The 19,079-nt window shown below is 74.6% G+C and carries 18 protein-coding genes; 10 read left to right on the top strand and 8 right to left on the bottom strand.

What is annotated here, in order from left to right; genetic code table 11:
• From rsmD to L1785_RS11790, 4 genes are read right to left on the bottom strand one after another with little or no spacing between them, the layout of a single operon-like run.
• Entirely contained in the window at positions 1–588 is a 588-nt protein-coding gene (gene rsmD, locus L1785_RS11775; RefSeq protein ID WP_236089459.1) for a 16S rRNA (guanine(966)-N(2))-methyltransferase RsmD, read from the bottom strand.
• A gap of 42 nt (positions 589–630) precedes the next feature.
• Entirely contained in the window at positions 631–1,611 is a 981-nt protein-coding gene (locus L1785_RS23225; protein WP_236089460.1) for an endonuclease/exonuclease/phosphatase family protein, read from the bottom strand.
• Positions 1,612–1,654: 43 nt separating this feature from the next.
• Complete coding sequence (locus L1785_RS11785) at positions 1,655–3,916, bottom strand: ATP-dependent DNA helicase RecG (RefSeq protein ID WP_236089461.1); 2,262 nt, start codon at positions 3,914–3,916, stop codon at positions 1,655–1,657.
• The gene (locus L1785_RS11790) at positions 3,913–5,574 is read right to left on the bottom strand and encodes a DAK2 domain-containing protein (protein WP_236089462.1); all 1,662 of its coding nucleotides are present in this window, start codon (positions 5,572–5,574) and stop codon (positions 3,913–3,915) included. The genes L1785_RS11785 and L1785_RS11790 overlap by 4 nt, the downstream gene beginning before the upstream one ends.
• Before the next feature lie 235 nt (positions 5,575–5,809).
• On the opposite strand from L1785_RS11790, the gene rpmB reads away from it, so the two are divergent.
• Both rpmB and L1785_RS11800 read left to right on the top strand, forming a co-directional pair.
• Complete coding sequence (gene rpmB, locus L1785_RS11795; RefSeq protein ID WP_236089463.1) at positions 5,810–6,007, top strand: 50S ribosomal protein L28; 198 nt, start codon at positions 5,810–5,812, stop codon at positions 6,005–6,007.
• A 148-nt stretch (positions 6,008–6,155) separates the two neighbouring features.
• Positions 6,156–6,683: a GNAT family N-acetyltransferase gene (locus L1785_RS11800; RefSeq protein WP_236089464.1), complete on the top strand. Its 528-nt coding sequence runs from the start codon at positions 6,156–6,158 to the stop codon at positions 6,681–6,683.
• A gap of 23 nt (positions 6,684–6,706) precedes the next feature.
• On the opposite strand, the gene L1785_RS11805 is transcribed toward L1785_RS11800, so the two are convergent.
• On the bottom strand, positions 6,707–7,705 hold the full coding sequence (locus tag L1785_RS11805) for a thiamine-phosphate kinase (protein WP_236089465.1): 999 nt from the start codon (positions 7,703–7,705) through the stop codon (positions 6,707–6,709).
• Positions 7,706–7,865: 160 nt separating this feature from the next.
• Here L1785_RS11805 and L1785_RS11810 point away from each other — a divergent pair, with 160 nt between their 5' ends.
• Together L1785_RS11810 and L1785_RS11815 are read left to right on the top strand one after the other, a co-directional pair.
• Positions 7,866–8,333 carry a DUF3515 family protein gene (locus L1785_RS11810; protein WP_236089466.1) on the top strand — a complete coding sequence of 156 codons (468 nt, stop codon included), beginning with the start codon at positions 7,866–7,868 and terminating at the stop codon, positions 8,331–8,333.
• A 106-nt stretch (positions 8,334–8,439) separates the two neighbouring features.
• Positions 8,440–9,189, top strand: a complete 750-nt coding sequence (locus L1785_RS11815) for a TetR/AcrR family transcriptional regulator (protein WP_236089467.1) — start codon at positions 8,440–8,442, stop codon at positions 9,187–9,189.
• Positions 9,190–9,240: 51 nt separating this feature from the next.
• Here the strand turns inward: L1785_RS11815 and L1785_RS11820 are convergent, their stop codons facing one another.
• Together L1785_RS11820 and L1785_RS11825 are read right to left on the bottom strand one after the other, a co-directional pair.
• On the bottom strand, positions 9,241–10,425 hold the full coding sequence (locus tag L1785_RS11820; protein ID WP_236089468.1) for a D-alanine--D-alanine ligase family protein: 1,185 nt from the start codon (positions 10,423–10,425) through the stop codon (positions 9,241–9,243).
• Positions 10,426–10,503: 78 nt separating this feature from the next.
• Positions 10,504–12,207 carry an aldehyde dehydrogenase family protein gene (locus L1785_RS11825; protein ID WP_236089469.1) on the bottom strand — a complete coding sequence of 568 codons (1,704 nt, stop codon included), beginning with the start codon at positions 12,205–12,207 and terminating at the stop codon, positions 10,504–10,506.
• Between the two features lie 151 nt (positions 12,208–12,358).
• Between L1785_RS11825 and L1785_RS11830 the strand changes: the two genes are divergently transcribed.
• Both L1785_RS11830 and L1785_RS11835 read left to right on the top strand, forming a co-directional pair.
• Positions 12,359–12,763, top strand: coding sequence for a PucR family transcriptional regulator (locus tag L1785_RS11830; protein WP_236089470.1), 405 nt, complete (start codon positions 12,359–12,361; stop codon positions 12,761–12,763).
• Positions 12,760–13,905, top strand: a complete 1,146-nt coding sequence (locus tag L1785_RS11835; protein WP_236089471.1) for an acyl-CoA dehydrogenase family protein — start codon at positions 12,760–12,762, stop codon at positions 13,903–13,905. Before L1785_RS11830 ends, L1785_RS11835 begins: the two co-directional genes overlap by 4 nt.
• 58 nt (positions 13,906–13,963) lie before the next feature.
• Here L1785_RS11835 and L1785_RS11840 read toward each other — a convergent pair whose 3' ends face one another.
• Complete coding sequence (locus L1785_RS11840; protein WP_236089472.1) at positions 13,964–15,304, bottom strand: MFS transporter; 1,341 nt, start codon at positions 15,302–15,304, stop codon at positions 13,964–13,966.
• 71 nt (positions 15,305–15,375) lie between these two features.
• Here L1785_RS11840 and L1785_RS11845 point away from each other — a divergent pair, with 71 nt between their 5' ends.
• The 4 genes from L1785_RS11845 to L1785_RS11860 all read left to right on the top strand — a co-directional run bounded on the left by L1785_RS11845 (position 15,376) and on the right by L1785_RS11860 (position 19,079).
• Positions 15,376–16,374 (top strand): GlxA family transcriptional regulator, encoded by a 999-nt coding sequence (locus L1785_RS11845; RefSeq protein ID WP_236089473.1) that lies wholly within the window; start codon positions 15,376–15,378, stop codon positions 16,372–16,374.
• A gap of 35 nt (positions 16,375–16,409) precedes the next feature.
• Positions 16,410–17,552: a trans-sulfuration enzyme family protein gene (locus L1785_RS11850; RefSeq protein ID WP_236089474.1), complete on the top strand. Its 1,143-nt coding sequence runs from the start codon at positions 16,410–16,412 to the stop codon at positions 17,550–17,552.
• Between the two features lie 89 nt (positions 17,553–17,641).
• Positions 17,642–18,313: an AMIN-like domain-containing (lipo)protein gene (locus L1785_RS11855; protein WP_236089475.1), complete on the top strand. Its 672-nt coding sequence runs from the start codon at positions 17,642–17,644 to the stop codon at positions 18,311–18,313.
• 100 nt (positions 18,314–18,413) lie between these two features.
• Complete coding sequence (locus L1785_RS11860) at positions 18,414–19,079, top strand: AMIN-like domain-containing (lipo)protein (protein ID WP_236089476.1); 666 nt, start codon at positions 18,414–18,416, stop codon at positions 19,077–19,079.

Below are 19,079 nucleotides of genomic sequence, written 5' to 3' on the forward strand. Positions count from 1 at the left end.
TCACGCTAGCGGCCCGGCGGCGGGCTCCGCGTAGAAGACGGCGGTCTCGCCGTAGTCCTTGCGCGCAAAGGGCTCGAGACCGGAAGGCCACGCGGGCTCGGGGCTGCGGGTGGAACGCTCCACGACCACGACGGCGCCCCCGGCCAGCACTCCGGGCGCGGCGAGGTGGCTCAGCACGCGCGCCAGCTCCTCCTCGGCGAGGTCGTACGGGGGGTCGAGGAAGACCAGGTCCAGGCCGGGGCCCCCAGGGCCGGTGGCGGCCAGCGAGGCGGCGAAGCGCTCCGCCGTGTCGGCGACGACCCGCACGACGGCGCCGAGGCCGAGCGTGGTGACGTTGCGGCGGGCGACGTCGGCCGCCCCGCGGGCGCTGTCGACCAGCGTGACCTGCGCCGCACCGCGGCTGGCGGCCTCGAGGCCGAGGGCGCCGGAGCCGGCGTAGAGGTCGAGCACGCGGGTGCCGGACAAGACGTCGAGGTGCTCGAGGCGGGAGAAGATCGCCTCCCGCACGCGGTCGCTCGTGGGGCGCGTGCCCTTGGCGGGCACCGCGAGGGTGCGCCCGCCGACGGTCCCGGCCACGATCCTTGTCACGGCCCGAGCCTAAGCCGTGCGCCGAGCTGGGCGTGTCCCGGCTTATCCCGCGTCGGGCAGGGACACGTACGCCGCCAGGGGCAGGTGGTCACTGCCCGTGCGCGGCAGGGTCCAGGTCCGCACGACCTCTGCTCCGCCGGCGAGCACCTGGTCCACCCGCACCACGGGGAACCGGGCGGGGAACGTGAAGCCGAACCCGTGCTCGGGCGCGCCGACGTGCTCCAGGACCGGCACGAGGGCGCGGTCCCGCAGCTCGGTGTTCAGGTCGCCGAGGACGAGCACCGCGCCGGCGTCCTCGGCGGCGAGGACGTCGCCGAGCATCGCGATGCTCTGGTCGCGCTGCGCGGAGTCGAGCCCGCGCCACCCGACGCGGGCCGACGGCAGGTGCGCCACGTAGACCGCGACGTCGCCGCCCGGGGTCTGGGCCGTCGCGGTCAGGCCGCGGTCCCACGACGCGTCGATGCCCGTCGGGCGCAGGTCCACGGGCGCGACGTCGGCGAGCGGGTAGCGCGACCACAGGCCGACCGTGCCCTGCATCGCGTGGTGCGGGTACGCCTCCGCGAGCGCCTCCTCGAACCGGAAGCCGATCCCGTCCGTGAGCTCTTGGAGCGCGATCACGTCCGCGTCGGAGGCGAGCAGCACCTCGACCGTCCCCGGCACGTCGTCGTTCTCGTCGCTCACGTTGTGCTGCACGACCGTGAGGTCGTACGTGACGGTGCTCTCGGGCAGGACCTGCGCGCCGAACACCCCGACCCAGGCACAGAGCGGCACGAGCGCGAAGAGCACGGCCGTGGCGGAGCGGCGCACGATCGCCAGCAGGAAGAGCAGCGGCACCGCGAGGCCGAGCCACGGGAGGAACGTCTCCAGGAGGCTGCCGAGGCTGCCCCAGCGGTTCGGGACGAACCGGTGGCCGAGGAGCAGGAGCGCGACGAGCACGGCCAGGGCGGCCAGCAGGCGACCGCGCTGCCAGGCCGACTTGCGCGGCACGGGCAGTTCGACGGCATGCTTGGCGTCGATGCTCACGGGCGGACTCTAGCGGGCGCGCGGCATCCAAGGAACGGGAGTGTCACGCGCGCTCCAGGAACTCTTCCTGCTCCTCGTCGAGCTGCGCCCGGATCGCGGCGGCGAGCTCGGGCACCCCGGCGAGGTCCGGGTCGGTGGCCACGATGCCACCGGCCTCCTTGCGGGCCTGCTCGATGAGGTCGGCGTCCTGGACGACGCGCAGCAGCCGCAGGGAGCTCGACCGGCCCGACTGCGCGGCGCCCAGCACGTCGCCCTCGCGCCGCAGCTCGAGGTCGAGGTTCGCGAGCTCGAATCCGTCGGTCGTGCGGGTCATCGCGTCGAGGCGCGCGGCGGCGGGCGACCCGTCCTCGGCGTCGGACACGAGCAGGCACAGGCCCGCCGCGGCTCCGCGGCCGACGCGACCGCGGAGCTGGTGGAGCTGGGAGATGCCGAATCGGTCGGCGTCGAAGATCACCATCACGGTCGCTTCGGGCACGTCGACGCCGACCTCGACGACCGTGGTGGAGACGAGCACGGGGGCCTCGCCCGACGCGAACCGCGCCATGGCGGCGTCCTTGTCGGCCGGTGCCATCTGCCCGTGGAGCACGCCGACCTCCAGGCCGGTGAGCTGGGGCCGCTCCCGCAGCTCGTCGGCGACCTCGAGCACCGCGCGCAGGGGCGCGCGGTCCGGCTCTCCGGCGCCGGGCCCGCCACCCGGCCCCGCGGGGACCGTGTCGTCGTAGCCGGCCTCGAAGTCGCCCGCGTCGTCAGCGGGCGCGGCGTCGTCCGGGTGGATCCGCGGACAGACGACGTACGCGCGCTGCCCCTTGCCGACCTCCTCCCGGACCCGCTCCCACGTGCGGTCCATCCACCGCACGTTCGCGGCGGGCACGCGCACCGTCGTGACGCCGGCCCGCCCGGCGGGCACCTGCGTCAGGGCGGACGTCTCGAGGTCGCCGAACACGGTCATGGCCACGGTGCGCGGGATGGGTGTCGCGGTCATGACGAGCAGGTGCGGCGCGACGCGGCCCTTGGCCCGCAGGGCGTCGCGCTGCTCCACGCCGAAGCGGTGCTGCTCGTCCACGACGACGAGCCCCAGGTCGGCGAACTGCACGTGCTCGGACAGGAGGGCGTGCGTACCCACGACGATCCCCGCCTGCCCGCTCGCCGCCTCCAGCAGCGCGGACTTGCGGGCGGCCGCCCCGAGCGACCCGGTGAGCAGGGCGACCCGCGTCCCGTGCTCGGCCCCGCCGAGCAGCCCGCCCTCCGCCAGCGGGCCGAGGAGGGTGCGCAGGGTGCGGACGTGCTGGGCGGCGAGCACCTCAGTGGGCGCGAGCAGGGCGGCCTGACCGCCCGCGTCGACAACCTGGAGCATGGCCCGCAGCGCCACGACCGTCTTGCCCGAGCCGACCTCGCCCTGCAGCAGCCGCTGCATCGGCCGGGGGCTCGCGAGCTCAGCGGAGATCTCCGCCCCCACGGCGCGCTGCCCCTCGGTGAGCTCGAACGGCAGGGACGTGTCGAAGTCGGTCAGGAGGCCGGCCTGCCCGGGTGCCCGCAGCGGCCGGGCGGTGGCGTCCTGCTGCGCCGCACGGGCCCGGCGCTGGGCCAGGGCGGCCTGCAGCACGAACGCCTCCTCGAACCGCAGCCGGTGCTGCCCGGTGCGGACCGCGCCGAGGTGGTCGGGCCGGTGCACCATGCGCAGGGCGGCGAGACGGCCGGGCAGCCCGACGCGGGCGCGCACCTCGACCGGCAGCGGGTCTGCTACGTCGTCGTCGGTCAGCGGGTCGAGCACGACGCGCACCGCCTGCTGGATCTTCCAGCTCGAGATCGTCGACGAGGCCGGGTAGATAGGGATCGGCTTGCTCGCGTGCTCCAGGAGCGCCTCGTCGCTGTCCAGGTCCTGCTCGCCCATCAGCACGAAGTCGGGGTGCGCGAGCTGCCGGGTGCCCCGGTACTCGCCCACCGTGCCCGAGAACAGGCCGGTGACGCCGGGCTGCAACCGCTTCTCGAACATGAAGAGCGCGCCCTTGCCCTTGGCGAAGAACGTGAGCGACAACCGCTGCTGCCCGTCGGTGATGGTCGCCTCCAGCAGGGCGCCCTGGCGGGCGCGCATGGTGCGCACGGTCGCGTGCTCGACGCGCGCCATGACGGTGGCGTGCTCCCCCACCTCCAGGCGCGCGATGTCGGTGAGCTGCCCGGGTTCCGCGTACCGGCGCGGGTAGTGCGACAGCAGGTCGCCCACCGTCTCGAGGCCGAGCTTCGCCAGCGCGTTCGCGCTGCGCGTGCCGACCGCCTTCACCAGCTTCTCCTCCTCGCGCCGGGTCATGCGCCTGCCTCCGGCTGCTCGACGCCGTCCTCCACGCCCAGGTGCACCATGGCGCCCGGGCGCCCGGTCGGCAGGGCGACCAGCTCGGCCTCGGGTGCGAGCCGCGCGAGCGCCGCGGCGAGGTCGTCCGCGATGGCGGGCGGGACGTCGTCGTCCAGGAGGGCCGTGACGACGAGAGGCTCGGCGCCCTCGATCAGGCGCTCGAGCGCCTCGCACGCGGCCGCCGCCGGCGCCTGCGCGACCACGAGGTCGGCGAGCGTGGCGCGGACGGCGGCCGGGACGCCGTCCGGGTCGTCCGCGACCTGCGGCAGCAGCGTGCCCAGGGCGGCGAGCGCGGCGACCACGTGGACGTCCGTGGCGGCCTCGAGGACCAGCAGCTCGTCGAGGTCGAGGCCCTCGGCCGCGGCGGCCTCGCCGACCGCGCCGCGGGCCGTGCCCGGCAGGACCAGAGCCCGCCGCGCGCCGGTGCTCGCGGCCGCGCGGTGCACGTCCTGCGCCGTGAGCGGCTCGACCTGCCCGCCGATCCCGCCCGTCAGCAGCACGACCGCGCCCGCGAGCGCCAGCTCGACGGCGAGCGCCGGGGCGTCCGTCGCGACGACCACGCCCCACTCGTGCTGGAGCGCGGCCTCGAGGTGGCGCACGTGCACCTGGGCGAGCGACGCCCCCTCGGTGAGGAAGCCGGTGGCGGCCGCGAGGGCAGCGGCCAGGTCGTCCGTGTGTACGTGGCCCTGCCAGACCGCGTCGCCCGTGCCGGCGTCACCGCCCACCACCACGACGGAGTCGCCGACGACGGCGAGCCGGTCGCGCAGGGCCTGGGCGACGGCGTCGGCGACGCCGTCGACGGACCCTGCCGGGCGGGACAGGACGAACATGAGCTCGAGCGAGCCCGCGCCGCCGTGGTGGCCGGTGCCGGCCTCGACGGCAGGCCCGCCCGCGACCGGCACGGCGGCGTCGCGGTCGGGATCCAGCACGAGATCAAGAGTCACGAGAGCCGCCGTGGTGGCCCCGGACCGGACCGCCGGCGCCGAGACCGCCACCAGGGCGTCGAGCACGAGGACCAGGCCGCACGCCCCGGCGTCGAGGACGCCGGCCCGGCTGAGGGCGGCGAGCTCGCCCCGGCTCGCCACCGCAGCGGCCCGCGCGGCCCTGGCGGCCGCGGACAGCACCTCCTGGCCCGCATCCTGCGCGGCCCGCGCGGCACCGGCCGCCGCGTCCGCCGCCGTGAGGATCGTGCCCTCGGCCGGACGGGCGACGGCGGCGCGCGCCGACCGGGCGGCCTGGGCCAGCAGGTCCGCGGCCGTGCCGCCGCGCCGCGCCGCGACCGCGAGCCCGCGGAGCCACTCGCTGAGGATCACGCCCGAGTTGCCGCGCGCGCCCAGCAGCGCGCCGCGGGCGAGGGTGCCGAGGAGCTGGGTGCCCGTGGCGCCGGCCGATGCCGCGGCCACGGCCCGCTCCCCCTCGCGAAGGGTGAGGTGGAGGTTGGTGCCGGTGTCCGCGTCGGCCACCGGGAAGACGTTGACCCGGTCGAGCGCCGCGCGCTCGCGCCCCACCGACCGCGCGGCGAGTCGCGCCCACGCCCGGACGCGGGCGGCGTCCAGCGCCTCGCCCGCCGCGGACTCGCTCCGCTCGGACACGCCTGCCCCCCTGACGTCGGTCACGCTCTGCTCCTCCTGCGGTCGGTCCGGTCGGTCCGGTCGGTCCGGTCGGCCACCACGGTACTTCGCCTGTCCGACACAGGTGTGTGACGCACCACCCGCGCCCGACAGTTTGAGGGGGCGTCCGCCGATCAGGTACTCTGTCGTGGTTGCCTGGTCTGTTGCCGGGCGCCCCCACAAGACCACCTCACGTCCTGCTGTTGTGCACGGACGTGCACGAACACCTCAGGAGACCACCGTGGCTGCCAACTGCGACGTCTGCGGCAAGGGCCCGGGCTTCGGGCACAGCATCTCGCACTCCCACATCCGCACGAAGCGCCGCTGGAACCCGAACATCCAGCGCGTGCGTGCCATCGTGGGCGGCACCCCGAAGCGCGTCAACGTGTGCACCTCGTGCCTCAAGGCCGGCAAGGTCACGCGCCGCGTCTCTGCCTGACACGAACCTCGAGGCCTGACACGAGCTTCGAGGCCTGACACGAGCTTTCGAAGGCGCCCGCCGGGTTCACCCGGCGGGCGTCTTCGTCACCCCCTCCGGGCGCCTCAGGGGCGTTGCCGTCGGCCCGGGCCGATGGCACAGTGAACCCATGGCGCCCCAGGTCGAGGATGTGAAGATCCGGCCGGCGACGGTCTCGGACGCGAAGGCGATCGCCCGCGTCGACGTCGCGTCCTGGCGCAGCGCCTACTCGGAGATCCTGCCGACCTCCTACCTGAGGTCGCTGGACGTGTCGGACCGGGCCGACGAGTGGACCGCCGCCCTCACCGCACCGGGCGCCCGCGTGCTCGTCGCGGAGGACGGGTCGGACGCGATCGGCTTCACCAGCGTCGGGCCGTCGCGCGACGAGGACGCCGAGCCGGGCGACCTCGAGATCTACGCGATCTACCTGCACCCCAAGGCCTGGGGCAGCGGCGTGGCGCGCGACCTGATGCGCACCGTGCTCGCCGACGTCCCCAACAGGACGACGGTCACGCTCTGGATCCTCGAGGCCAACGAGCGCGCCAAGCACTTCTACCGGCGCCACGGCTTCCACCCGGACGGCGTCGAGCGGATCGACCTCATCGGCGACAAGCCCGTCACCCAGCTCCGCTACCGGCGCGGCCCGCAGACCCGGTGACCTGACGCGGTGACCGCGGTGACCTACCGCGCGAAGTGGTCCCATCCGGGGCCGACGCGGGACTCCTGCCCGCCGACCGTGACCCTCGGCCCCCCGGCACCCGCCTCGAGCACCCGGCCGACGGCGTCCCACCCGGCGGGGACGTCCGTCCCGGGGAACGTCGCCAGCAGGCCGTGGTCCTCCCCGCCGCCGTAGACCCAACGCTCGACGAGCTCGGCCGCCGGCACACCGGTCGCGGCCGAGACGTCGTCGGCGGCGGGGAGCAGCACCTTCCGGTCGGCGGAGAACGCCGCCGGGTCGAGGTCGAGGCTCACCCGGCTCGCACGGGCGAGCCGGCCGGCGTCGCGCAGCAGGCCGTCGGACAGGTCGAGCATCGCGGTCGCGCCGCCCCGGGCCGCCGCCGGGCCGGCCGACAGCGGGGGCTCCGGGCGCAGGTAGGCGCCCACGAGCTCGGCGTGCCGGTCGCCGCCGGGGGTGGCCAGGCCGGCGTCGAGCAGCGCGAGGCCCGCAGCGGACCGGCCGCGGACGCCCGCGTGGGCAAGGACGTCGCCCGGCCGCGCGCCGGAGCGCAGCACCGGGGAGCGCCAGTCGAGCGTGCCGTGCACCGTCACGGCGACCACGATCATGTCCCCGCCCGAGAGGTCCCCGCCCACGACGCCCGCTCGCACGGGAGCACACGCGTCGGCGAGGCCGCGCGCCAGGCTGGTCACCCACTCGACGGCGGTGTCGCCGGGCACCACGAGCGAGACGACGAGCGACGTCGGCCGCGCCCCCATCGCCGCGACGTCCGCGAGATTCTGGGCGGCGGCGCGGCGTCCGACGTCGTACCCGCTCGACCACCGAGCGCGGAAGTGACGGTCCTCCACGAGGACGTCCGTCGACACGACGTACTGGCCGTCCGGGGCGGCGACCACGGCGGCGTCGTCCCCGGGGCCCACGACGGTCGCCTTGCCCTTCGGCAGCAGGGGAAAGATCCTGGCCAGGAGCTGTTCCTCGGTGAGATCGCGGACGAGGTCTGTCACGGGTCAGACCTTATGCGCTCCGGCGGCTTTCACCCGTCAGGCGCCCGTGTCCCGGACGCCCGGACCTGCCTGTAGTGCACAGGTCGAGACCGAGTACCTTGGGCGGGTGCCGTTCGCGAGACCCGCTCCAGCCACCGCCGTGCCTCGTTCCCTGTCACGGGTGTCGCGCCTCGCCGCGATCGTGGCGCTGCCCGCGGCGGTCGCGGGCCTGGCCGCCTGCACGCCGACCATCGGCGTCGAGGTCGCCGAGGACGCCGCGAACCCGGCGTGCGCGGACGTGGTGCTCGCCGTCCCGGAGAGCCTGGGCGCCGACCTGCCGAAGGTCCGTACGAACTCCCAGGCCACCGCCGCCTGGGGCGAGCCCGGGGCCGCGGTGACGCTGCGCTGCGGCGTGACGCCGCCCGGCGCGTCCGCGGACTGCCAGCGCGTCGAGTCGGCCGACGGCACCGTCGTCGACTGGATCGTCGCCACCGACGGCGAGGGCACCTGGTCGTTCGTGACGTACGGACGCGACCCGGCAGTAGAGGTCCTCGTCCCGCCCGCCGTGACGGAGCAGCACTCGACGGCGTTCGTGGCGGACCTCGCCCGCGCCGTCAGCACGGTGCCCGCCACGAAGGAGTGCCGATAGCGGGGACGGCCGGCAGTCGTCCGTGGGCCCCGTGGTCGGGTACGACTGCCCTCTGACCTCGTGACACACTGTCCGCGCCCGTGCGACACACCCGAGAGGACGTGCCATGCCGACCGACCTGTCCCGCCGCGAGCGCCTACGTGACGACATGATGCGGGAGGTGCGACGGGTCGCCCGGCGGCTCGTGGCCGAGCACGGCGCAAGCGGGCTCACCGTCGTCGCCGTGGGCAAGGCCGTCGGCGTGACGCCCCCCGCGCTGTACCGCTACTTCGAGCACGGCCGCGCCGAGCTGCTGGGTGCGGTCTACCGCGACTCCATGGACGAGCTGATCGACACGATCACCGCGGCGGTCGACCGCCAGCCCCCGGGGGACGTCGCGGCGCGCCTGCACGCCCCCGCGGACGCGCTGTTCCGGTGGTGTCGCGCGCACCCGTGCGAGTTCGACCTGCTCATGGGATCGGCCTACGAGCAGGCCGTGTCCGCGGACGGGCAGCTCCTGGAGCACGTGACGCAGACCATCGGCCCGGTGTTCCTGCCGATGTTCATCGAGCTGTGGGAGCAGGGTTTCGACTACCCGGCCAACGAGGACCTCCCGCCGGAGCTCCTCGCCCAGCTGCGGCCCTACCTCCGGTCGATGCTGGCCGGGGCCGGCATGTCCGACGTGCCCCTGCCCCTCGGCGTCGCGTACTGGATGGTCACCGGCTGGCGGCAGGTCTACGGCCTGCTGTGCATGGCCGTCTACGACCACATCGGGTTCGCGTTCGCCGACCACCAGGTCCTGTTCGACGACACGTTCCGCGGCGTCCTGCGCATGATGGGCCTCGAGGTCAGCCCGGACGTCGTGCTGGAGCGCTGACGTCGCCTCTGCGCCGGTCGGCAGCCCTTCCCACCTGACGCGGTGCCCGGCCTACCGCAGGCCGGTCGGGCGCTCCATCGCGAGCTGGATCAGCTCGTCGACGAGCTCGGGATAGGACAGCCCGGAGGCGGCCCACATGCGCGGGTACATCGAGAACGGCGTGAACCCGGGCATGGTGTTGATCTCGTTGACGACGACCTGCTCGTCGGCGGTGACGAAGACGTCGACGCGGGACAGCCCCTCGGCGCCCACCGCCTCGAAGGTGCGGATCGCGATGTCCTGCACCTCCTTGATGAGGTGCTCGGGCAGGTCGGCCGGGCAGGAGAGCTGCACGTTCGCCTCGTCGAGGTACTTGGCCTCGTAGTCGTAGAACGCGTGCTGACCGCCGGTGACGACGATCTCGCCGGGCAGCGACGCCCGCGCACGGGCGCCGCCGCGGCCGCCGAGCACCGCGCACTCGATCTCGCGGCCGGTGATACCGGCCTCGACGATGACCTTCGGGTCGTGCTTGCGCGCCTCGTCGACGGCGGCGGGCAGGTCGGCCAGGTCGTCGACCCGCGTGATGCCGAGCGAGGAGCCCGCGCGGGCGGGCTTGACGAAGAGCGGCAGGCCGAGCGTCTCGACGGTCTGGACGCACACGTCCCGGCGGTGGTCCCAGTCCCCCGGCCGGATCACGGTGTACGGGCCGACGGGCAGCCCCTGCCCGGCGAGCACCAGCTTCATGAAGTGCTTGTCCATGCCGACCGCGGACGCGAGCACGCCCGCCCCGACGTACCGCACGTCCGCCAGCTCCAGCAGGCCCTGGATGGTGCCGTCCTCGCCGTAGGGGCCGTGCAGCACGGGGAACACCACGTCGACGCCGGAGAGGACCTCCGGCACCTGTCCGGGCTCCAGGACGCGGAGCGACCGTTCGCCCACGGCGAGCGCGGGCACGACCTCGGTCCCGTCCGACGGGACGTGCGGCATGCCCGCCTCGGTGATCGCCCAGCGCGCGGGGTCGTCGACGGCGGTGACCCACTTGCCCTCGCTCGTGATCCCGACGGGGATCACCTCGTAGCGGGTGCGGTCGATGGCGCCCATGACCCCGCCGGCGGTGGCGACGGACACGCCGTGCTCGCCGGACCGGCCCCCGAAGAGGACCACGACGCGCGTCCGCGACGCCTCGGACCCGCTGCCGGGGTCGGGCTGGGCGCCGGTGTGCGGCGTGGGCTCTGGGGTGGTGCTGTGGTGCGACATCGGCCCCGACCCTACCCGACCCGGCGACCCGTCACGCCGTCGCCCGGAGGTTTGCGCCGCGTCGCGGCCGGGACGCCCTCAGGCGCGGAAGGCGTGGAACAGGATCGGGACGAGCCGGCGCCACGACGGCGCAGCGGCGTACTCGGTCATCGCGCGCCCGGTCGCCGTCGCCGACCGGGCCTCGGGGTACCACGGCGGCTTCGGGAAGAGCGACAGCTCGCCGTTCAGCACGGATCGCGGGAAGGGACGGAACGGGCCGGTGACGACCGTGCGCTCGGTACGTGCCAGCAGGTGGCCGTTGTGCACCACGCCGATGCCGCTGCCGATGTCGTCGAGGGTGTCGCCAGGGAAGGCACCCCACGGCGCGTTCACGACGCTGTAGCCCATACCCGTCCAAGCGTTGATCGCGACCGTCCCATAGCGCAGGGCGACGATCGCCTCGTCGAACCGCGCTCCCAGGGCACGCCGGTCGCGGGGGACCACGAGCACGTTCGCGCCGAGCGTGCCGGCGAGCTCGTCGTTCGCGAAGGCGACGGCGGCGTCGAGGAACTCCGCGCCCGTGCCGGGTACCTGGGTCCAGGCGAGTACGGGCGCGAAGTACTCGTCCGTGCAGGCCGGGTCCCCGGGCCCGATCTCGACGATGTAGCGGCCGTTCACCAGCTCGGCTCCTGGGTGGTCGGCGACGGCCTGTCCCACCTTCCCCTCCGTCCCGGGGTACCAGGTCCCGCGTGCGGGCAGCCGATCGAAGGCGGCGTGCAGCTCGGCGAGGAAGGCGTCGCGCTGCGGCCAGTCGGCGCTCAGCACGAGCACCTGCCCGGCGACGCAGTTGTGGCCGGCGTTGTGCAGGCGCATCATCGCGACGTGCTCGGCCTGATAGCGCAGGTCGGCGGCGCCCCACCGGCCAGGGACCACGATCACGGGGGACACGCCCCCGAGCTCGCTCGTGATCGGCACGGTCAAGCGGGGCTCCCCCGCTGCCCGACGGCGGACCGCCTCCGCGCCCGTGCCCCAGACGATGGCGTCGTGCGTGCGGGCGGACCCGGTGATGTGCACCTTCGCGATACCCGGGTGGGTCGTGAGGTAGGCGCCGGCCTCCGGCCCGCCGTTGACGATGCGCACCAGCCCTTCGCGGACGAGCGGGGCGAACGCCGCCTCGTACACCGGCCGGAGCGACGCGAACGTCGGGTTGAGCTTCACGATCGAGGCCCGGTTGTGCGCCACGAGCTCGTAGAGGGCGTCGAGCGGGGCGATCGAGGAGATGTTCCCGGCACCGAGGACCAGGCACACGCCCCCGTTGGCACCGACCCGGACGGCGTCCAGCCCTGCCTCGCGGCGCGCCTGCTCCGCAGTGACACCGGGTTCCAACCAGACCTGTACCGAGAAGCCGTGAAACAGGAGGCTCTCCCGCAGGCTCTCCGGCAGCACCGTGACAGCGACCCGGCCACCGGGTGCGGCACCGAGCCGCGCGCCTTCGAGCGTGGAGCCGCCGCGAGCGAGCGCCTCGACGCTGCGCGCGGCGGCGTCGGCGGCTGACAGCGCCGAGTACGGGCCGCTCAACCATTCCTCGCCCACCAGCGACGACCCGGCCGGCAACCCCTTCACCGCGGCGGCGACCCGCACCCACTCCTCGGCGACGGGCGCGATCGCCGCGTGGACCTCGCGCAGGAGCCGCGCCCGGCCGTCGAGCGGCAGCCGGGCCCAGCGTTCGGCCCCGGCTGCGAGCTCGTCGATCGCCCGGGCGAGGTCGTCGTTCACCTCGGGGGGCGTGCCGGTCAGGCTCATTCGCGGATCTCCTTCGATCGTCCGGAGGGCCCCACCCTGCACCGGGGCCACCAGGGCCAGTGTGCTGCGAGACCCCGTCTCAGCGCCAGGGTCTCTGCCCAAACATCGTGTGCGAATGCATGGCGGAGGGCGCCCCGGTACTATCCGGTACATGTCGGACACAACCGACGTCGGGCCGGCAGTGCCGCCGCTCGACGCTCTGCTCCTTGCCGACCCATCCGGAGCTGCCGCGCTGGCCCGTTCGGTGCTGTCCGGCCTCGCCGGGCGGGATCCGCGCGACGTCGACCTGCTCGTCTCGACGCTCGAGGCCTGGTTCGACGCCGCGGGGTCGTGCTCGCGGGCGGCCGGAGCGCTGCACTGCCACCGCAACACCGTGCTCAACCGGCTGACGCGCGTCGCCGCGCTCACCGGCCGAGACGTCAGCGACCCGCGCGACGCGGCAGAGCTCTACACCGCGCTCCGCGCGCGCCGGCTGCGCGCCGGCGGCCGCGAGCGAGGTGTCGCAAGAGACGTCACCGCACTTCGCAGGGTGTCTCGGCGTACCGTCGATCCATGATGCAGATCCTCACCGACGATCTCCTCGAGGCGGTCCGCGGGCGAGCCGCCGGCTACGACCGCGACAACGCGTTCTTCACCGAGGACCTGGACGACCTGAAGTCCGCCGGGTACCTCACCGCCCTGGTGCCGAAGGAGCTCGGCGGTGCCGGGCTGACACTGCGCGAGACCGCGCGCGAGCAGGGCCGCCTGGCCGCCGCGGCGCCCGCGACCGCCCTCGCCGTCAACATGCACCACGTGTGGACGGGCGTCGCGCTCTTCCTGCACCGGCGCCGCGACCACAGCCTCGACTGGCTCCTGGAGGAGGCCGCGGCGGGCGAGGTGTTCGGCTTCGGCTACTCGGAGGCCGGCAACGACCTGGTGCTGCTCGGGTCGCGCACGCAGGCCCGGCCCGACGGCGCGGGCGGGTACACGTTCCACGGCAGCAAGATCTTCACGTCGGGCTCCCCCGCGTGGACGCGGCTCGGCGTGCTCGGCCGGGACGACACCTCCCCCGACGGCCCGGTCCTCGTCCACGCGTTCGTGACGCGCGACGGCGGCGGCTTCGAGATCCTCGACGACTGGGACACGGTCGGCATGCGCGCGTCGCAGTCGCGCTCCACCGTGCTCGACGGCGCTCCCGCCCCGGCCGACCGCGTCCTGCGCCGCCTGGCGCCAGGCCCGTCGCTCGACCCGTACGTGCTCGGCATCTTCACCACCTTCGAGATCCTGCTCGCCGCCGTGTACACGGGGATCGCGGACCGCGCCCTCGAGCTGGCGGTCGAGGCGACCGAGCGACGCACCTCGATGAAGACCGGCAAGGCGCTCTCGCAGGACCCCGACATCCGGTGGCGCGTGGCCGACGCCGCGCTGCGGCTCGACGCGATCTGGCCCCAGGTGGACCACGTCGCCCGCGGGATCGACGACCTGGACGACCGCGGCGCGGCCTGGTTCCGCGCCACAGCCGGCCTCAAGGTCCGTGCCACGGAGACCGCCCGGTACGTCGTCGACCAGGCGATCCGCGCCTCCGGCGGGTCGTCCTACTTCTCCAGCAGCGAGCTGGGGCGCCTCTACCGCGACGTGCTGGCCGGGATCTTCCACCCGTCCGACGACGAGTCGGCGCACGCGACGATCGCCCAGTCGCTGCTGGGCCCCCTCGAATGACGGTGAGTGCTGGGTACCTGTTGGGTCCGGAACCCCGGACCCAACAGATACCCAGCACTTACCGAGGTAGGGGGGCGGTTCGCGCACGGGACCGCACCACCAGCGACATCGCCGCCGCGGCCGCGCAGAGCAGCCCCGCGCCGTACCAGACGAGGTCGTACGACCCGGTCGCGTCCCGCACGAGGCCACCGGCGTAGGCGACCACGCCCGCGCCCACCTGGTGCGAGGCGAGCACCCACCCGAAGACGATGGCCGCGTCCTCGCCGTAGATCTCCCGGCACAGCGCCAGCGTGGGCGGCACGGTCGCGACCCAGTCGAGACCGTAGAACACGATGAAGAAGATCATCGGCGGCTCGACCTGCGGCGCCATGAGCCCGGGCAGGAACAGCAGCGAGATGCCGCGCAGCGTGTAGTAGACGCCGAGGAGCACGCGGGGCGACCAGCGGTCGGTGAACCACCCGGACGCGATGGTGCCGACGACGTCGAACAGCCCGATGACGGCCAGGAGCGACGCGGCCGCGGTGATCGGCATCCCGTGGTCGTGCGCCGCGGGTACGAAGTGCGTCTTGACGAGGCCGTTCGTCGACGCCCCGCAGATCGCGAACGCGCCGGCCAGGAGCCAGAACGGGCCGGTGCGCGCGGCCCGCCCGAGCACGCGCAGGGTCCGCACCGCGGCGCCGTGCACCGGCGCGGGCTTGGGCACGTAGGTGCCGCCGTACGGTGCGAGGCCCAGGTCGGCGGGGTGGTCGCGCAGCCAGAGCAGCACGAGCGGCACGACGAGCGCGGCCGTGATCGCGACCGTCACCGACACGGACTGCCAGCCCCGTTGCTCCACCAGCCACGACATGAGCGGCAGGAACACGAGCTGCCCGGACGCGCCGGCGGCCGTGAGGATGCCGCTCACCAGGCCGCGCCGGGCGACGAACCAGCGGCTGGTCACGGTTGCCGTGAACGCCAGCGCCATGCACCCGCTGCCCAGGCCGACGAGCACGCCCCAGCACAGGACGAACTGCCACGGCTCGGTCATCCACATCGTCAGCAGGGCGCCCGTCGCGATGACGCCGAGCGCCGTCGCGACGACGGGCCGCATCCCGAACCGGTCCATGAGGGCCGCGGCGAACGGGGCGGTGAGGCCGTAGAGCGCGAGCTGCACGGAGACGCCGAGACCCACGGTCGCCCGCGACCAGCCCAGGTCGGCGTTCAGCGGCTCGACGAGCAGCCCGGGCGCGGACGCGAACGCGGCCGCGCCCACGATGGTCAGGAAGCTCACGGCGGCGACCCACCACGCGGGGTGGACGCGCCGCAGTGGCCGACGCCGGCCGCCCGGCTCCGCGGGTCCGGTCGCCGACGCTCCCGTCGGCGGGGTGCTCGGCGAGGCGTGGGTGGTGACGTCGGTCATGAGGAGAAGCCTCCGGCAGACGCGGCGCGCCGACGAGTGGCCCGAACGTCACTCTTCGCTACGATCGGGCCATGACTGTCGTCGACGGAGCCGGGCCGGCGCCCGTGCCGCACCGCGTCGCCGTCCTGGTGCGGCACGGGTTCATCCCGCTGGAGCTGGGCATCCCGCACCGCATCTTCGGGCGGGCTCGTGACGCGGCGGGCCGGCCGCTGTACGAGGTGGTCACGTGCACCCCCACGCCCGGCGCGGTGCGCTCGGACACGGACGTCACGGTGCTCGTGGAGCGCGGCCCCGAGGCCCTCGCGGAGGCGGACACCGTCATCTTCCCGGCTGCGCTCGACGGCGGCCCGGAGCTGCGGGAGGGCAGGCTCTCGGACGAGGCCGCCGTCGCCCTGGGCCACGTGCGGCCCGGCACCCGGCTCGTGTCCATCTGCGTGGGCAGCTTCGTGCTCGCGGCAGCGGGCCTGCTCGACGGCCGCCCGGCCGCGACGCACTGGGCGGACGCCGACGACTTCCGGCGCTTCTTCCCCAAGGTCCGGCTCGACGCGGACGTGCTCTACGTGGACGACGGCGACATCCTCACCTCGGCCGGCGTCGCCTCCGGGCTGGACCTGTGCCTGCACCTGGTGCGGCGAGACCACGGGGCGGCCGTGGCCGACGAGGTGGCGCGCCGCACCGTCGTCCCGCCGCATCGCGACGGAGGCCAGGCCCAGTACGTGCGCCGCCCCGTGCCTTCGCCGGGCGACGCCAGCACGGCCGCCGCGCGGGCGTGGGTGCTGGAGCGGCTCGACACCCCGGTCACGCTGGGCGACCTGGCCGCCCGCTGCTCCATGAGCGTGCGCACGTTCACGCGCCGCTTCCGCGAGGAGACGGGCGACAGCCCGGGCGCGTGGCTCGTGCGCCGGCGCCTCGAGCGTGCTCGGACCCTGCTGGAGAGCACCGACCTGCCCGTCGAGCAGGTCGCTGCGCAGGCCGGCTTCGGCACCGCGCAGTCGCTGCGGCTGCGGATGCAGGAGGTGCTCGGCACGACCCCGACGGCCTACCGCAGGACGTTCCTCGTCACGCGGTAGCGGACGCTTCCCGGGCCGCGCCGTATCCTCGCCGCATGAGCACCGAGCACGGCCCCCTGTCGCCCTCCACCCTCGTCGTCACGTCGGGCCGGCCGCCCCGGGTGCAGGGCGGGCCGGTGAACCCGCCGGTGGTGCTGAGCTCGACGTACGTGTCGCAGGGCGTCGTCGGCCCGGGCGAGCTGCTCTACACCCGGTCGGGCACGGAGACGTGGGAGCCGTTCGAGCAGGCGCTCGCCGCCCTGGAGGGCGCTGCCCAGCCGGGCGTGGTCTTCGGGTCGGGCATGGCGACGGTCGCCGCCGTGCTCTCCGCGGTGCCCGACCGCGGGGTCCTCGTGGTCCCGCGGCACGCCTACCAGGTGAGCCTCGGGTACGCGGACGACCTGGCCGTGCGTCACGGCGTCGAGGTGCGCCGCGTGGACATCGCGGACACCGACCAGGTGGTCGCCGCGCTCGACGGCGCGGACGTGGTGCTCGTCGAGTCCCCGACCAACCCCATGCTCGAGGTGGCTGACCTGCCCACGCTGCTCGCCGCCGCCCACGAGCGCGGCGTGCGGTCGGTCGTGGACAACACCTTCGCGACGCCCCTCGGGCAGAACCCCCTCGCCCACGGCGCCGACGTCGTGTTCCACTCGGTGACCAAGTACCTCGCCGGGCACTCCGACGTCGTGCTGGGCGCCGCCGTGACGAACGATGCCGCGATCGCGGCCGAGCTGCGGGCGTACCGGACCCTCCACGGGTCCATCGCGGGCCCGTTCGAGGTGTGGCTGGCGTTGCGCGGCCTGCGCACGCTCGCGCTGCGCGTGGAGCGCGCGCAGGCGAACGCGACCGAGCTCGCCCGTCGCCTCGCCGACCACCCCGCCGTCGTCGAGGTGCGTCACCCGTCGCTGCCGTCGGACCCCGGCCACGACCGGGCCGCGCGGCAGATGAACGGCTTCGGCGCGATCATCGGCCTGCGCCCCCGCGGGGGCGTCCAGGGGGCCGACGGCGTCGTCGCCGCCCTGCGCCTGTGGGTGCCCGCCACCTCGCTCGGCGGGGTCGAGTCGAGCCTCGAGCGCCGCCGCCGCTTCCCCACGGAGTCCCTCACCGTGCCGGAGGACCTGCTGCGCCTCTCCGTCGGCGTCGAGGACGTCGAGGACCTCTGGGCGGACCTGGACGGGGCGCTGCGCACGCTGCTCTGAGCGCCGGCCAGGTCACGGTTCCGTAGCGGTCCGGACACCTCGGGCGAGCCGTCCGGGCGTGTTCGGCAGTCCCTTCCTACGCTCGCGGGATGACAACCTCACGTGCCCGGTCGACGGCGCTCGGACTCCTCGCGGCAGCCCTGCTGACCCTGACCGCCTGCACCACCGGCGGCAACGACACCCCGACACCGGGTGCGACTTCCGCGGAGGCGACCGAGACGGCGTCGGCCACGCCGGAGGGCTCGCCGAGCACCTCGGACTCGGCGACCAGCGACGACACGGCCGACGCAGCCATTGACGTCACGACCGTGTCGCCGTTCCCCGCGAACACCGAGCCGGACACGTCGGACCCGAGCGGGACCGGGCTCCTCACCGTCGTGGACGTCCGCACCGGGCGCCACGAGGGCTACGACCGGGTGGTCTTCGAGCTCGACGGCACGGGCGAGGCGACCCCGGGCTGGGCCGTCCTGTACGTCGACCAGGCGACCGACGACGGCAGCGGCAACCCCGTCGAGGTCGAAGGGGACGCCATCCTCTCGGTCCTCATCCACGGGACGGCATACCCCGAGGACAGCGGCGTCGAGGAGTTCGCCGGCGAGCGGGTCCAGCCCGAGGACACCGAGGCCGTGAAGGAGGTCGTCTACCGGTACATCTTCGAGGGCGACACGAGCTCGTTCATCGGCATCGACGGGGAGCGCAAGCCGTTCCGGGCGTTCCTCGTCGAGGACCCCGTGCGGGTCGTCGTCGACATCCAGCACTGAGCCTCGGCACGGGTGGCGGTTCAGCGACGGTTCGGCCTCATTTCGGCCACGAAAGGTGCTAACTGGGGCGAGTGGGGAGCACCCTCCCTACGATCGGGCCATGAGCATCTCACGCACCCGGGCGACGACGCTCGGCATCCTGACCGCCGCAGTGCTGGCCCTGACCGGGTGCACCGACGGCGACGACGACGCCACCCCCACGACGGGCGGCACGACGACGGCTGCGACCCCGACGCCGTCGGACACCACCACGACCGCGAGTCCGAGCCCCATCGCGACCGACGACGGCACCGACGCCGACGACGACGCCGCCGCGCCGCCCTTCCCGGCGGACACGAGCACCGACACGAGCGAACCGTCGGGCACCGCCCTGCTCACCGTGACGGACGTCCGCACGGGCCGCCACGAGGGCTACGACCGCGTCGTCTTCGAGCTGGGCGGCACGGGCGAGGGCGTCCCCGGCTGGCGGGTCGAGTACGTCCCCGAGGCGCTCGACGACGGCAGCGGCAACGCGGTCGAGGTGGACGGAGACTCGATCCTGCAGGTCGTGATCTCGGGCACCGCGATGCCCCTCGACAGCGGGGTCACGGAGTGGCCGGGCGACCGGCTCGCGCCCACGGACACCGAGGCGGTCAAGGAGGTCGTGTACCGCTTCGTCTTCGAGGGTTACTCCACCGCGTTCATCGGGGTCGACGGCGACCCCCGGCCGTTCCGGGCGTTCCTCCTGGAGGACCCGGTCCGCGTGGTGGTGGACGTCCGGGACTGA

This window comes from Antribacter soli (assembly GCF_021568775.1).
Classification (GTDB): Bacteria; Actinomycetota; Actinomycetes; order Actinomycetales; family Cellulomonadaceae; genus Antribacter; species Antribacter soli.